Origin of the sequence: Sphingosinicella microcystinivorans (assembly GCF_003634215.1) — a bacterium.
Lineage (GTDB): Bacteria > Pseudomonadota > Alphaproteobacteria > Sphingomonadales > Sphingomonadaceae > Sphingosinicella > Sphingosinicella microcystinivorans.
This window is the reverse complement of the sequence record NZ_RBWX01000009.1, coordinates 133,394-146,682: the sequence shown is the minus strand read 5'-3', so window position 1 is coordinate 146,682 and position 13,289 is coordinate 133,394. Positions and strand designations below refer to the sequence as shown.

The following is a 13,289-nucleotide window of genomic DNA, read 5'->3' as shown; positions in this document are numbered from 1 at the left end:
TCGCGTGGGGATCAGCCGATGAGTGCCCGGCTGATCCAGTAAGTGAGTCCTGCCATGACATAGGCAAGAGCGAACAGGTACGTAAACATGAAAAGCGGCCACTTCCACCCGTTCGTTTCACGCTTCACCACGGCCAGCGTCGAGATGCACTGCGGGGCAAACACCACCCACACAAGGAAGGCGAGCGCGGTCGGCAGCGGCCATGCAGTGCGCAGCCGTTCGACAAGGCCCTGCTGCAAGACGTCTTCGTCATCGGTTTGCAGGCTGTAGATCGTGCCGAGCGCAGCGACGGACACTTCGCGCGCGGCGAGCGTCGGCAGCATGGTCATGCTGATTTCGTGGTTGAAGCCGATCGGCGAGAACACGACTTCGAGCGCGCTGCCGATGCGTCCGGCGATCGAATATTCGATCGGCGATTCGTCGGAGCCTTCCGGCGGCACAGGGTAGCTTGCGAACGCCCACAGCAGCACCGTGGAGGCAAGGATGATGCCGCCCGCACGCTTCATGAACACGACGCCGCGCTGCCACAGGCCGATGAGGAGATCGCGCAGGATGGGCCATTGGTATTTCGGCATCTCCATCATGAAGCCGCTGGCAGCGCCGCGCGTCACCGTGCGACGCAGCACCAGCGCCGCGACCATCGCACCCACGATGCCGAAGACGTAGAGGCCGAGCAGTACGAGGCCCTGCAGATTCGCAAAGCCTACCTGCCGATCGGGAATGAACGCCGCGATCATCACCGCATAGACGGGAAGCCGCGCCGAGCAGGTCATCAGCGGCGCGATGAGGATCGTCGTCAGCCGGTCCTTGGGGTCGTCGATGCTGCGTGTCGCCATAATGCCCGGAATGGCGCAGGCGAAGGAGGAGAGCAGGGGGATGAAGGCACGGCCGTTCAGGCCGACATACGCCATCAGCCGGTCCATCAGGAACGCCGCGCGCGTCATGTAGCCCGATTGTTCGAGGACGAGGATGAACGCGAACAGGATCAGGATCTGCGGCAGGAACACGACAACCCCGCCGACGCCGGCAAGAACGCCGTCCACGATCATCGATCGGAACCAGCCGTCGGGAAGTGCGCCGGCAGCGACGCCCTGAAGCGCGGCGATGCCCTCTTCGATCCATGCCATCGGCGCTTCGGCCCACGCGAACACGGCCTGGAACATGATGAACAGCAGCACGGCGAGGATCACGGGGCCGAATACGGGGTGGAGCGCGATCGTGTCGATGCGCCGCGTCGTCGCCCCGGCACCACCGGAGAGCGTCGTCACCGAGTCGGCAATGCGCTGCGCCTCGTGCTGCAGCGCGCGAATGTCTGCGCCCGGTCCGGGCGCAACGGCTTCGCGCGTCAGCATCGAAAGCGCTTCCTGCCCAAGATCGGCAAGGCCCCGCCGCCGCACCGCGACCGTCGACACCACAGGTAGGCCGAGAAGCTGCGAAAGCCGCGCGGTATCGATCTTTGTGCCGTCGCGGTCGGCCAGGTCGATCATGTTGAGCGCAACGACCATCGGCCGTCCGAGCCGCGCCAGTTCCAGAACGAATCGCAGGTGGTTGCGCAGATTCGTGGCGTCCACCACGCAGATGATGGCGTCGGGCGCGCGCTCGATGCCGTGCTCGCCCATCAGCACGTCGCGCGTCACCTGCTCGTCGGGTGAATGGGGGCTGAGGCTGTAGGTGCCCGGCAGATCGACGATCTCGACGTGCGAGCCGTCGGGAAGCAGCATGGAGCCGACCTTCCGTTCCACGGTGACGCCCGGATAGTTGCCGACCTTTTGCCGCGCACCGGTCAGCGCGTTGAACAGGGATGTCTTGCCGGCGTTGGGATTGCCGACCAGCGCCACCATCGGCGCGGCGGTCACTGCGTTCATTCGGCGGCCTCGGCCTGTATCCCGGCGGGAATCGTGCTGACCTCCAACAACCGCGTTGCCGTCTTGCGCAGCGCGATCACATTGTTGCCCACGCGCAGCGCGATGGGACAGCCGCCGATCAGACCGCGGTGCAACACCTCGATCTCGACACCCTCGTCGAAGCCCATTTCCCGCAAACGCAGCGCCTCGGGCGCATGCGTGCCGGTTTCCATGATCTTTACGACGCTGGCGGTTTGCCCGGTCTTGAGGTCCTCGATCCGCATGAACACTCTGATCTGTTCGTGTTGTTGCGAGCGATTATCATGTTCAATGTGGCATGACTAGGGCGCGCGTGCCCTACGCGGCAGGATAGCGCAGGCGACCAAGGAATCGGGAGAGGCGGGGGCGGTTTGCGGCCTGTTCGCGGAACCGCATCTTGGCCTTTTCCACCTGCATGATCGTGTCGATGCGACGACCGAGGAACGCGAACGTATCCGCATCGTCCTCGCTCTCGTCCTGCAGCCAGTAGAGCAGTGTCGCGCCGTAGACGCCGCCAAGCGACAGGCGCTTGGTATAATGGTTGAAGTCGGTCGCCGTGTCGCCCGCGGCGCGCCACATGGCATCGGCACTGCGCCACAGCGTACGTGCCGAAAGCGCGGCGTTCTGTGGCTGCGCCAGGACGGCGAATGCGCGGCGCACGGCTTCCTTGTGCGGGCGCGCCTGTTCGATGCGGATTCGAATCGCCGTGGTGATGCGGTCGCGAATCTTCATCGCGGCCGCGCCGCGCCGTTCCATTTCGGCGGCCATGTCGCGATCGGTTTTCAGGATCCAGGCGTCGATCATCTCGGTCGCGCCGCCGGGGAACACCAGCCGCGCGCGGTCTGCCGGGATGCCGACCGCAGCGGCAGCGGCATCCAGCGCCGCCGCGCTCCAGCCGTCGAACGCCACATTGGGCAGCAGGGCTTCCACCAGCAAGGGGCGAAGCTCGTCGAGAGTCATGTCAGTGGGCGCGATGGTCTCGGTCATGATCATGTGATACACGAGCCGTGCCGGGGCGTCAGCCCTGCTTCGGGCGCCGCCCGCAGACCCTTGCCGCACTGGCGCGAATCTGCTAGATCGCGCGCTCTTTCCGCCGAGGCTTGCCTCCGGCGGCTTGTTTTATTGTGCCGGACAGACGGCAAAACTGGAATGGAGTAGACGGCCGCAATGCAAATCATCGTTCGCGACAACAACGTCGATCAGGCCCTTCGTGCACTCAAGAAGAAGCTGCAGCGTGAAGGCGTCTACCGCGAGATGAAGCTGCGTCGTCACTACGAGAAGCCCTCCGAAAAGCGTGCCCGCGAGAAGGCTGCCGCCGTCCGCCGCGCCCGCAAGCTGGAGCGCAAGCGCGCCGAGCGCGACGGCGTTCGTTAAGCCGGTCTCTGGCTCGCGATAGGGCCGGATCTCGTTTAATGTTTCAGGTCTGGAGTGTGCGCTGATGGCGACTGTTGCGACGCGCGGTAGCGGCCTTGGCCGTTGGGTTCTGCTCATCGCGGTTCTTCTCGTCGGCATGGGCGTGCTCGCATGGGCTGGAACACAGAAATTCGCGGTGCCCAGCAATATGCAGACGACAGCTTCAGGCCTGATGTACGAAGTGGTCCGCGACGCCGCCGGCCAGAAGCCGACCGCCGAGGACGTGGTGCTCGTCCATTATGAGGGGCGCCTGCTCGACGGCACCAAGTTCGATTCGAGCTACGATCGCGGTCAGCCCGCAGCCTTCCCGGTAAACGCCGTGATCCCCGGCTGGCAGGAAGGCCTCCAGCTGATGTCGAAGGGCTCCAAGTACCGTTTCCGCATCCCGCCGCAGCTCGCCTATGGCGCGGAAGGCGCAGGCGGCGTCATCCCGCCGAACGCGACGCTGGAGTTCGACGTGGAACTCCTCGAAATCGCGCCGCGCGAAGTCCTCGAACAGGGTATGCCCCCGCAGTAAAATTCCTCTCCCTCGATGGGAGAGGAAACGAGACTTGTCCGCAAAGCGGGCTAGTCGCGGTCGGTGAGGGTGGCCTGCGCCGCCCTACTCGTCTTCGCCCCGCAGCGACATCCACGCTCTATCTCCCCGCAGCGCGGTGAACCAGCTCACGGGGTTCCAGAAGCGCTGGCTGCCGTCGAGCGAGAAGGTTGTGAACTCGGCGCGTCCGACAACGTTTTCGATCGGCAACAGCCCGAGCCCGCCTTCTTCGGGTGAGAAGCGGCTGTCCGCAGAACGATCGCGATTGTCTCCCATCAGGAACACATGGCCCTGCGGTACCAGCACCGGAGGCGTGTCGTCCGCGTAGCTGAACAGAAGATCGAGCACCGCATAGCTGCGCCCGCCGGGCAGCGTCTCGATGAAACGCGGATAGCGGCAGAAACGTGTCCCGTCGGCTTCGACTACGCGGAACTCCGGTCGCGCGCAGTGCATGTTGTCGGTTTCCGGGATCATCGTCGGGGATGCGGCCCGCTTCGGCACAGCGGTGTTGTTCAGATAGAGCACGCCCCCCTGCATCTGCACGGTGTCGCCGGGGAGGCCGATCACGCGCTTGATCCAGTCCTTGTGATCGCTCGGCGACTTCACGACCACGATGTCGCCGCGTTCGGGGAGCTTGCCGAACGCGCGGCCTTCCATCTTCGGCAGCACGGGCAGGAACGGGGACAGGTACGAAAAGCCGTAGGGATACTTGCTGACGACGAGCCGGTCCCCGACGAGCAGCGTCGGCACCATCGATTCCGAAGGAATATAGAAAGGCTTGGCAACGAACGACCAGATGCCCATCACCGCGATGCCGAGCAGCGCCGCGTAGCGCAGCTCCTTTTTCCAGTCGATGCCGGGCTTCTTGTCGCTCACAGCGGCCGCGCCGTGATGAGTACCATCGCCTGCGCCCACGGGTGATCGTCGGTCAGGGTCAAGTGGATGTCGAGCGTATGGCCGTCGGGTGTGATCTCGGCGAGCCGCGCCGCCGCGCCGCCCGTCAGCGCCAGCGTCGGCTGGCCGGAGGGGAGGTTGATGACGCCCATGTCGCGCATGAAAACGCCGCGCCGGAAGCCCGTGCCGAGCGCCTTGGAGCAGGCTTCCTTCGCCGCGAAGCGCTTGGCGTAGGAGGCGGCGCGCGTCAGCACGCGGCGTTCAGACCGCGCGATCTCGATCTCCGTGAACACGCGGTTGATGAAGCGCACACCGAAACGGTCGAGGCTCGATTGGATACGCTCGATATTGCAGAGGTCAGAGCCGAGGCCGACGACGTGGGGCAGGATCAGGCTCCCGCGGGAGTGGGTGCGTTGCGCGCTTCGTTCATCAGCCGCCGCATTTCGCGAATCGCGGCATCGAGACCGATGAACACCGCCTCGCCGACAAGGAAATGTCCGATGTTGAGTTCGACGACTTCGGGGATCATCGCTATCTGCGCCACGTTGTCGAAACGAAGCCCGTGCCCGGCATGAACCTCCAGGCCGCGTTTTGCCGCAAGCGCGGCGCCTGCGGTCAGCCGCTCCAGTTCCTCACCGCGCGACATGCCTTCGGTCAGCGCATAGCGGCCGGTGTGGAGTTCGACGACAGCCGCGCCGATCGCCGCGGAGGCCTCGATCTGCTCGGGGTCCGGCTCGATGAACAGGCTGACCCGGCAGCCGCGCGCGGAAAGCCGCTCCACGAATGTCCGCAGGTTCGGCTGGTTGCCGACAACGTCGAGTCCGCCCTCCGTCGTCCGCTCCTCGCGCCGTTCGGGCACGATGCACACCGCGTGCGGTGCATGGCGCAGCGCGATGTCCAGCATTTCCTCGGTGGCCGCCATTTCGAGGTTCAGCGGCAGGTCGATCTCGTTTGCAAGCCGCGCGATGTCATCGTCGCTGATGTGGCGACGGTCTTCGCGCAGGTGCGCGGTGATGCCGTCCGCGCCCGCGGCGGCGGCGATCAGCGCCGCCTTAACGGGATCGGGATGCACGCCGCCGCGCGCGTTGCGGATCGTGGCGACGTGATCGATGTTCACGCCAAGGCGAACCAGGCTCACGCGGCGGCCCTCGATCCCGGTTTCACCGCGGGCAGCGCGGCAAGGTCCTGCGGCAGCTTGTCGGCGCTGTAGGTGGGAACGTTGAGCCGGATCAGCGAATAGAGCGGCACGCCGATGTCGGCGGTGCCGTTCGAACGGTCGACGAGGCAGCCGCCCGCGATCACCTTGCCGCCCGCCGCCTCGATCGCGGCGATCGCCTCGCGCGAGGAGAGCCCGGTCGTCACCACGTCTTCCATCATCAGCACCTTCGTCCCGGGTTCCAGCCGGAAACCGCGCCGGAGTTCGAATGTTCCCTGGGGCCGCTCCACGAACATCGAATCCACACCGAGCGCGCGCGCGACTTCGTAGCCGATGATGAGCCCGCCCATCGCGGGCGCCACCACCGCCTCGATCTGCCCGCGCAGGTCCGCCGGTATCTTTTCCGCGAGCCCCTTCGCCAGCCGCTCGGCACGCGCCGGGTCCATCAGGACGCGCGCGCACTGCAGGTACTTCGGCGAGCGCAGCCCCGAGGACAGGATGAAATGTCCTTCAAGCAGCGCTTCGGCGGCGCGGAATTCCCCAAGAACCTCTTCGTCTGTCATGCCTTCATGCGCTCCACGGATGTCACGGCGTCGGTCGCCCTTAACGCACCGATGATATTCGTGAGATGCGCCAGATTGTCCACCTCGACATCGACCACGAAGGTGTGGAAATCGCGGTCGCGGTGGTGCGTGCGCATGTTCACGATGTTGGCGCCCTGTTTCGCGAGCACGCCCGTCATCGTGGCAAGGCTACCCGTCTCGTTGCGCAGTACGGCGGAAAGCCGCACGACCGCGCCGTCATTGTCGTCGCCCCAGCCGAGATCGAGCCATTCGCGCCCGTCCGCGTCGGCGAGCGTCGAACAGTCGATCGTGTGGACGTCGATGCTGCCGCTCTGACGGCGGATGCCGATGATGCGGTCGCCGGGGATCGGGCTGCAGCACTGCGCGAGATGCACGGAAACGCCCGGCGTCAGCCCCTTGATCGAGAGCTTCGCCTTGGGGTTGCGCTTCGCGCGTCGCTTGGCGCGCGCATTGAGGATGCGGCCCGGCAGCAGCGCATCGATCACGGCGTCGTCCTCGATACGGTGTGCGGCGAGTCCCAGCACGAGATCCTGACGATCGTGCAAACCGAGGCGCTTCAAGGCATCGTCGATGGCGCTTTCGCCGAGTTTCACATCGAGCCGCTTGATGATGTCGGCGAGCAGGCGTTCGCCGAGCGCGGACTGTTCCTCGTGCTCCTTGTGGCGGATGAAGCGGCGGATCGCGGCGCGCGCCTTCGCCGTCACCACGAAGCTCTCCCATGTCGCATCCGGCTGCTGCCGGGCGGAGCGCAGGATTTCCACCTGGTCGCCGTTCGCAAGCGCGGTGCGCAGAGGCACGACGCGCCCGTTCACCTTGGCGCCCACGGTGGTCTCGCCGATCTTGGAATGCACCGCGTAGGCGAAGTCCACGGGCGTCGCGCCGCGCGGCAGCTGGATCAGCTCGCCCTTGGGGGTGAAGCAGAACACCTGATCCTGATAGAGGCCGAGTTTGGCGTTCTCCATCAGCTCTTCGGGGCTTCCCGCCTGATCGAGGATTTCGAGAAGGTCGGAAAGCCAGGGGTAACGCTCGGAAGCGCGCGCGTTCTCGTCCTGCTTGTAGGCCCAGTGGGCGGCAAGGCCCATTTCGGCCTGTTCGTGCATCCCGCGTGTACGGATCTGGATTTCCACGCGCATGTGATCGCCGTGGATGATCGTTGTGTGGAGCGAACGATATCCGTTGCGCTTGGGCGTCGAGATGAAGTCCTTGAAGCGTCCCGGAACCATCGGCCAGCGCTGGTGGATGACGCCGAGCGCGCGGTAGCAGTCGTCGGGTTTGTCCACGATCACGCGGAATGCGATCACGTCCGAAAGCTGTTCGAACGGGATGTGCCGTTCCTGCATCTTGCGCCAGATCGAGAAGGGGCGCTTTTCGCGGCCCGCGACATCGGCATCGACACCGTGGCTGCCGAGAACGTCCTTGATCTCTGTGCTGATCCGGGTGAGCTGGTCGCCGCCGGCCGCGCGCAGCCGCTCGAGCCGTGTCGTGATCGACTGATAGGCCTCGGGTTCAAGCTCGCGGAACGACACCTGCTTCATCTCGTCCATGAACTCGTACATGCCGATCCGCTCGGCGAGCGGCGCGTAGATGTCCATCGTCTCGCGGGCGATGCGCTTGCGCTTCTCCGGGTCCTTGATGAAGTGCAGCGTGCGCATGTTGTGCAGCCGGTCGGCGAGCTTCACGAGCAGCACGCGAATGTCGTCCGACATCGCGAGCAGGAACTTGCGGAAATTCTCGGCCGCCCGCTCGCTCTCCGTCTGCGCTTCGATGCGCGACAGCTTGGTCACGCCGTCCACCAGCCGCGCGACGTTCTTCCCGAACAGCGCCTCGACCTCCTCGGGGGTCGCGACCGTATCTTCCAGCGTATCGTGCAGAATGGCCGTCGCGATCGTCTCGTCGTCGAGCTTCAGGTCGGTCAGGATGCCGGCCACCTCGATCGGATGCGAGAAATACGGGTCGCCGCTGGCGCGCAGCTGGCTGCCGTGCGCCTTCACCGAAAACACATAGGCGCGGTTCAGCAAATCCTCGTCCGCGCTGGGATCGTAGGCCTTTACCTTCTCGACAAGTTCGAACTGCCTGAGCACACGAGCCTTTCCACCATCCTCCCTACGCTATTTGGGGGCATGGGGCCGTGCGGGGCAAGGGGGGAGTTGATGTTTTCAAAGCAGCCGCGGCGATAAAGGCGAAAACGTTATTCTTTAGTTTCAAATTATTGTCTTGAGATTTTGCTCTTGAGTTTGTGATCGGTCCTGCCCCTTTGTGCATAGGGGCAGTAATCTTTTGCGAAGGGCAGAACGATGCGGGGCGTGCGGTTTCGTTTCTCAAGACTAGTCCCGGCATTCTTCCTCTCCTGTATAGTTACTGCGTCGGTCCGGGCCGCACCTCCGCCTCTTGATGTCTACGGGCAACTGCCTGGTTTCGAGATGGCGGCGATTTCGCCGTCAGGCGAGCGCATTGCTGTCGTGGGCGTTATCGCCGAAGCGCGCAGACTGATTGTTGTCGATAAGAACAACGAGCCCGCGCTCGCCTTCGTCGAGAAGCACAACCCTCCTGCGCCCTGAAGCACCTGGAAAGCATCACGGGAAGCGAAAGCCCGAGATCGCCGTTTCGAGAACATGTTCGTGGTAGTCGCGCCGGCCCGGCGCGTCCGAGGCGCCGGACGCGACCATCAGCGGGATCAGGTGCTCCTCGCGCGGATGGCTGGCACGCGCGGCTGGCGCGGATTCCCAGCGTGCGAGATCTGAACTCCGGCTTTCCGCATCCGCTTCCACGGCCTTGGTCAGCCAGGCGTCGAAGGCGTTCGAGGGCGCGGTGAAGCGCGGATCGCCGTAGCCGTGCATGTTGTGAAAGCTCATGCCCGAGCCGACAATGAGGACGGCTTCATCGCGCAGCGGCGCCAGTGCGCGGCCCGCCGCGAGGTGGAGTGCGGGATCGAGGTTGAGATCGACCGACATTTCAACGACCGGGATCGCCGCCTCTGGGAAAGCGACCTTCAGGGGAACGAAGACGCCGTGGTCGAGCCCGCGCGCCGCATCGACCGTCGCCGGAAGTCCGGCGCTGCGAAGCAGCTCCGCGCCGCGCGCCGCGAGCGCGGGGTCGCCGGGGGCATCATAGCGCAGGTCGTAGGTGTGCGGCGGGAAGTTGTAATAGTCGTACACGAGCGTCGGGCGTTCCGCGCCGGTGAAGGCGAACCCTTCCGTCTCCCAGTGACCGGAAACGACAAGGATGGCGCGGGGCGTTGCGGGCAGGGTTGCCGCGATGCTGCGAAGATACGCCTCCATGCCGCGCCAGATGCCGCGCGGGTCGTCCATGAAGAAGCACGGGCCGCCGCCGTGCGGGATGAACAATGCGGGTTGCTTGCTGTTTTGCATGGATACGATGTGGCGCGCAGGCGCGGCTTTGCAAAGCGTTGGTTCCGCAAACCGGGGTTACGCGGTCGGCAACGCCCTGCTCAAATGAAAACGGCGGGGAAAGCCCCCGCCGTTTCAATTCGCTACTTCGTCCCGATCAGTCGTAGTCGGGAACGATCGGCGTCGGCTTGGGCGGCGCGGCCGCGGTGAGACGCAGGGCCTCCGCGCTCTCGGCGAGGCTGCCGATCTCGTCCACCGTGTCTTCGTCGTCCACGATCACGCGCTGCATACCCGAAACCAGTGCTTCGTTCAGCTGTGCGGGCTTCACGGTTTGCTCGGCGATTTCGCGCAGCGCGACGACCGGATTCTTGTCGCGGTCGCGGTCGAGGGTCAGTTCGGCGCCGCTCGAAATCTGGCGCGCGCGCTGGCCTGCGAGCAACACGAGTTCGAAGCGGTTGGGAATCTTGTCTACGCAATCTTCGACGGTGACGCGCGCCATCGGGCAAACTCCAGCAAAAAATCGGGAAATTCGTAAGGGTCGCGATGTAGGCGTGCGCGCAACAGGAGTCAAGGAAAAGCCCCGATCCCGACGTTTCGGCACATTGCACGGGGCAGGGCGGATGCTATGCGGGGAAGGCATGTCCGCCCTCGAAATCATCGCCGCTCTCCTCGGCCTCGCCAATGTCACGCTCGTCGTTCGGCGCAGCGTTTGGAACTATCCGTTCGGCATCGCGATGGTCAGCCTGTACGCGGTCGTGTTCTACGAGGCGCAGCTCTACAGCGACGCGCTGCTGCAGATTTTCTTCCTTGTTCTCAATGTTTACGGCTGGGTCAGCTGGCGGCGCGTGCAGCAGCGCGATACCGTTCCCGTGCGCTGGATGGGGCTTCGCGGCAACGCCTTGGTGATCGCGGTCACGGCAGTGCTGTGGTTCCTTTGGTCGAGCCTGATGCACCGTTTCACGGATGCCGCCGCGCCCTATGTGGATGGCGCCGTCGCCTGTCTCAGCGTGGCCGGCCAGATCCTGATGGTGCGGCGTTTCGTGGAGAACTGGATCTACTGGATCGTGGTCAACCTGCTCGCGATCGGGCTGTTCTGGTGGCGCGATCTTCCGGTCACGTCGGCGCTCTACACCGTGTTCCTCGGCCTCGCCTTCGCCGGGCTCTTCCAGTGGCGCCGCGCCGCGGCGGTGGCGGCATGAAGCGGCCGGCGAACGTCGTGCTGCACGGGCCCGAAAGCACAGGAAAGTCGACGCTCGGAGCCCGGCTCGCGGCGCACTACGGCACACGGCTGGTGCCCGAATACGGGCGCCTCTACTGCGAGGTGCGCGGCAGCGAGACCGATGCCGACGATCTCGTTTCCATCATGCACGGCCATGTCGCGCTTACCGAAGCGGCGCGGGAACAGGCGGCGGAGCGCGGCGCGCGCCTCATCATCTCCGATACCGACCCGCTGATGACGGCGGCATGGGCGATGATGGGGCTCGGGCAGCGGCTCCCCGCGCTCGATGCCTTCACCGATGTCGGCGATCTCTATTTGCTGATGGCGGACGATATCCCGTGGGTGGATGACGGCATCCGTCTGCACCGCACGCCGGAGGCGCGGGCGCGTTTCATGGCGCTATCGCGGGCGGAACTGGAGCGCCGCGCGGTGCCGTGGGTCCTGATCGCGGGCGATGCGGAACAGCGGTTCGCCGCGGCGGTCGCCGCGATCGCTTCCGCCGGGATCGCATGACGGCGCTGCCTGTTCTCCACATCGATGCGCACTTGCTGGTGATCGACAAGCCGGCCGGTCTTGCCGTGCATCCGGGGCCGAAGACCCCGCACAGCCTGGAGGAACGCCTCGGCGAACTCGCCTTCGGCTTTCATCGCCTGCCGCAGCCCGCGCACCGGCTGGATCGCGACACCTCCGGCTGCCTCGTGCTCGCGCGGCATCCAAAGGCTACGAAGCGCCTTGGCCAGCTTTTCACCGACGGGCGCATCACCAAGACCTATCTCGCGCTTCTGGATGGGGTGCCGGAGCAGGGCGAAGGCCGCATCGCGGCGCCGCTCGCTAAGGTTTCGAGCGCGGAGGCGGGCTGGCGTATGATCGTGGACCCCGCCGGAAAGCTCGCCGCCACACGCTGGCAGCGGCTCGCCGCGCATGAGGGGCAGGCGCTCATCGCCTTCTTCCCCGAAACCGGCCGCACACACCAGATCCGCGTCCACGCCGCACACGCGCTCGCGCCGATCGCGGGCGATCCGGTTTATGGCGTTGGCAACGGCCCGATGCGATTGCATTCGGCGGGTCTCGTCATTCCTTATCGGGAGGAAGCGCCCGTCTCCGCCAGCGCGCCGCTGCCGGCGGATTGGCCGCTCTGGGTGCGGGAGGCAGCAAATGAGAAGGGGCCGCCCTTTCGGGCGACCCCTTCCGCGTGACGAGACTGTAAGTCTTAGGCCTTGCGGCGACGACGGGCTGCCCCCAGCCCGAGGACACCGAGACCGAACAGCGCCAGCGCAGCCGGTTCCGGCACTTCGCCGATCGGCGGCAGGTCGAGACCCGCGAAGCCGTAGCCGAATGCGTTGACGTGACGGCTACCCGAGGTGAACGAGTAGGCTTCAACGCCGGCCGCCGCGAAGGCCGCAAGCAGGGCGGATTCGGTCGTGTACGCACCGATGAACGTCGTGAAGCTCAACTCGTCACCATCGGCGAGGTCGCCGAAGCTGAAGATGAAGTAGCTGCCGAGGTCGCCGACGGCGCCCGACACGTTCGTGTTGGCGTCCTGCGCGCGCTGCACCATGGGATCCGGCACGGCGAACGGGTTGGTCGACGTGTGCAGAACCTTGCCTTCCGGCGCGACGCCCGGAACATAGACCGACGTGTAGTTGTCGCCGAAGTAGCCAGGGGTCACGTCCCAGTCGAGCGTACGCGCATAGCGCACGTCGGTGCGGGCGGCGCCGGAGTCGTTCTTGATGACGACATCGATCTTGAACAGCGTCTCACCCGCCACCGGCGTGTAGGTGTGCGTGATGGTGAGGCCGTCGTTCGTGGTCACGACCGACTTCGCGCTCGAAGCCGTCACGTCGCTCAGCGTGGCCGATGTGAAACCGGTCGAGCCGCCGCCGTAGACGTACTTGTTGCCGGTGCCGTTGGCTGCGACACCCCAACCTTCGCAAAGGCAGCCGGGCGTGATTGCATCGCCGGCACCGGCGAGGGCCAGGCCGACGCCGTCCTTGCCGAGGCCGCCGTTGTCGAACAGGCCCATGCTGAGATCGCCGTTGGTGATGGTGGTCGCCTGGGCGGCGCCCGCAATCGCGAGCGAGGCGCAGGCCGCCAGAATTGAGGTCGTGTAACGCATAATCTTATCCCCTCTGTGTTTCTACGCACGCCAAGCCAAACACCGCTGGGCGGACACAAACGTCGAAAACAAAGGAAAGCATAATGCGTGCCAAATCGCCTTTACTTGTCGCAAGTGGCGGATTCAGGCCGTGATTTTTCGT

16 protein-coding genes are annotated in these 13,289 nt (G+C 65.3%); 5 read left to right on the top strand and 11 right to left on the bottom strand.

Annotated elements, in window-relative coordinates:
• Positions 1-11: 11 nt before the first annotated feature.
• The 3 genes from feoB to DFR51_RS12985 all read right to left on the bottom strand — a co-directional run bounded on the left by feoB (position 12) and on the right by DFR51_RS12985 (position 2,870).
• Positions 12-1,856 (bottom strand): ferrous iron transporter B, encoded by a 1,845-nt coding sequence (gene feoB, locus DFR51_RS12995; RefSeq protein ID WP_121052486.1) that lies wholly within the window; start codon positions 1,854-1,856, stop codon positions 12-14.
• A gap of 5 nt (positions 1,857-1,861) precedes the next feature.
• A complete protein-coding gene (locus DFR51_RS12990; RefSeq protein WP_121051869.1) occupies positions 1,862-2,128 on the bottom strand; it encodes a FeoA family protein in 267 nt (88 codons plus the stop codon).
• Between the two features lie 73 nt (positions 2,129-2,201).
• Positions 2,202-2,870, bottom strand: coding sequence for a COQ9 family protein (locus tag DFR51_RS12985; protein ID WP_174234229.1), 669 nt, complete (start codon positions 2,868-2,870; stop codon positions 2,202-2,204).
• 180 nt (positions 2,871-3,050) lie between these two features.
• Between DFR51_RS12985 and rpsU the strand changes: the two genes are divergently transcribed.
• Positions 3,051-3,257 carry a 30S ribosomal protein S21 gene (gene rpsU, locus DFR51_RS12980; protein ID WP_004208618.1) on the top strand — a complete coding sequence of 69 codons (207 nt, stop codon included), beginning with the start codon at positions 3,051-3,053 and terminating at the stop codon, positions 3,255-3,257.
• Positions 3,258-3,321: 64 nt separating this feature from the next.
• On the top strand, positions 3,322-3,813 hold the full coding sequence (locus tag DFR51_RS12975) for an FKBP-type peptidyl-prolyl cis-trans isomerase (protein WP_121051867.1): 492 nt from the start codon (positions 3,322-3,324) through the stop codon (positions 3,811-3,813).
• Between the two features lie 84 nt (positions 3,814-3,897).
• On the opposite strand, the gene lepB is transcribed toward DFR51_RS12975, so the two are convergent.
• The 7 genes from lepB to rpoZ all read right to left on the bottom strand — a co-directional run bounded on the left by lepB (position 3,898) and on the right by rpoZ (position 10,311).
• On the bottom strand, positions 3,898-4,707 hold the full coding sequence (lepB, locus tag DFR51_RS12970) for a signal peptidase I (protein WP_243445461.1): 810 nt from the start codon (positions 4,705-4,707) through the stop codon (positions 3,898-3,900).
• Positions 4,704-5,111, bottom strand: a complete 408-nt coding sequence (gene acpS, locus DFR51_RS12965) for a holo-ACP synthase (RefSeq protein WP_121051863.1) — start codon at positions 5,109-5,111, stop codon at positions 4,704-4,706. Before acpS ends, lepB begins: the two co-directional genes overlap by 4 nt.
• A 2-nt stretch (positions 5,112-5,113) precedes the next feature.
• A complete protein-coding gene (locus DFR51_RS12960) occupies positions 5,114-5,863 on the bottom strand; it encodes a pyridoxine 5'-phosphate synthase (RefSeq protein WP_121051861.1) in 750 nt (249 codons plus the stop codon).
• Positions 5,860-6,444, bottom strand: a complete 585-nt coding sequence (gene pyrE / locus DFR51_RS12955) for an orotate phosphoribosyltransferase (RefSeq protein WP_121051859.1) — start codon at positions 6,442-6,444, stop codon at positions 5,860-5,862. The genes DFR51_RS12960 and pyrE overlap by 4 nt, the downstream gene beginning before the upstream one ends.
• Positions 6,441-8,546, bottom strand: a complete 2,106-nt coding sequence (locus tag DFR51_RS12950) for a RelA/SpoT family protein (protein ID WP_121051857.1) — start codon at positions 8,544-8,546, stop codon at positions 6,441-6,443. Before DFR51_RS12950 ends, pyrE begins: the two co-directional genes overlap by 4 nt.
• A 492-nt stretch (positions 8,547-9,038) precedes the next feature.
• Positions 9,039-9,833, bottom strand: coding sequence for a DODA-type extradiol aromatic ring-opening family dioxygenase (locus DFR51_RS12945; RefSeq protein ID WP_121051855.1), 795 nt, complete (start codon positions 9,831-9,833; stop codon positions 9,039-9,041).
• A 136-nt stretch (positions 9,834-9,969) separates the two neighbouring features.
• The gene (gene rpoZ / locus DFR51_RS12940) at positions 9,970-10,311 is read right to left on the bottom strand and encodes a DNA-directed RNA polymerase subunit omega (protein ID WP_121051853.1); all 342 of its coding nucleotides are present in this window, start codon (positions 10,309-10,311) and stop codon (positions 9,970-9,972) included.
• Positions 10,312-10,450: 139 nt separating this feature from the next.
• Here rpoZ and pnuC point away from each other — a divergent pair, with 139 nt between their 5' ends.
• The 3 genes from pnuC to DFR51_RS12925 are packed head-to-tail and all read left to right on the top strand — an operon-like array spanning position 10,451 to position 12,227.
• Complete coding sequence (pnuC, locus tag DFR51_RS12935) at positions 10,451-11,011, top strand: nicotinamide riboside transporter PnuC (protein WP_121051851.1); 561 nt, start codon at positions 10,451-10,453, stop codon at positions 11,009-11,011.
• Entirely contained in the window at positions 11,008-11,544 is a 537-nt protein-coding gene (locus DFR51_RS12930) for an AAA family ATPase (protein ID WP_121052482.1), read from the top strand. The genes pnuC and DFR51_RS12930 overlap by 4 nt, the downstream gene beginning before the upstream one ends.
• Positions 11,541-12,227 carry an RluA family pseudouridine synthase gene (locus DFR51_RS12925; RefSeq protein ID WP_121051849.1) on the top strand — a complete coding sequence of 229 codons (687 nt, stop codon included), beginning with the start codon at positions 11,541-11,543 and terminating at the stop codon, positions 12,225-12,227. Before DFR51_RS12930 ends, DFR51_RS12925 begins: the two co-directional genes overlap by 4 nt.
• 14 nt (positions 12,228-12,241) lie before the next feature.
• Here DFR51_RS12925 and DFR51_RS19190 read toward each other — a convergent pair whose 3' ends face one another.
• Complete coding sequence (locus DFR51_RS19190) at positions 12,242-13,147, bottom strand: PEP-CTERM sorting domain-containing protein (RefSeq protein ID WP_197723651.1); 906 nt, start codon at positions 13,145-13,147, stop codon at positions 12,242-12,244.
• Positions 13,148-13,289: the final 142 nt, after the last annotated feature.

Bases quoted from the DNA above. Each gene is read 5' to 3' on its own strand.
- rpsU (WP_004208618.1), top strand. From the start codon at position 3,051: ATGCAAATCATCGTTCGCGACAACAACGTCGATCAGGCCCTTCGTGCA.
- DFR51_RS12990 (WP_121051869.1), bottom strand. From the start codon at position 2,128: ATGCGGATCGAGGACCTCAAGACCGGGCAAACCGCCAGCGTCGTAAAG.
- DFR51_RS12985 (WP_174234229.1), bottom strand. From the start codon at position 2,870: ATGACCGAGACCATCGCGCCCACTGACATGACTCTCGACGAGCTTCGC.
- pyrE (WP_121051859.1), bottom strand. From the start codon at position 6,444: ATGACAGACGAAGAGGTTCTTGGGGAATTCCGCGCCGCCGAAGCGCTG.
- DFR51_RS12925 (WP_121051849.1), top strand. From the start codon at position 11,541: ATGACGGCGCTGCCTGTTCTCCACATCGATGCGCACTTGCTGGTGATC.
- DFR51_RS12975 (WP_121051867.1), top strand. From the start codon at position 3,322: ATGGCGACTGTTGCGACGCGCGGTAGCGGCCTTGGCCGTTGGGTTCTG.
- pnuC (WP_121051851.1), top strand. From the start codon at position 10,451: ATGTCCGCCCTCGAAATCATCGCCGCTCTCCTCGGCCTCGCCAATGTC.
- DFR51_RS19190 (WP_197723651.1), bottom strand. From the start codon at position 13,147: ATGCGTTACACGACCTCAATTCTGGCGGCCTGCGCCTCGCTCGCGATT.
- rpoZ (WP_121051853.1), bottom strand. From the start codon at position 10,311: ATGGCGCGCGTCACCGTCGAAGATTGCGTAGACAAGATTCCCAACCGC.
- DFR51_RS12945 (WP_121051855.1), bottom strand. From the start codon at position 9,833: ATGCAAAACAGCAAGCAACCCGCATTGTTCATCCCGCACGGCGGCGGC.
- DFR51_RS12930 (WP_121052482.1), top strand. From the start codon at position 11,008: ATGAAGCGGCCGGCGAACGTCGTGCTGCACGGGCCCGAAAGCACAGGA.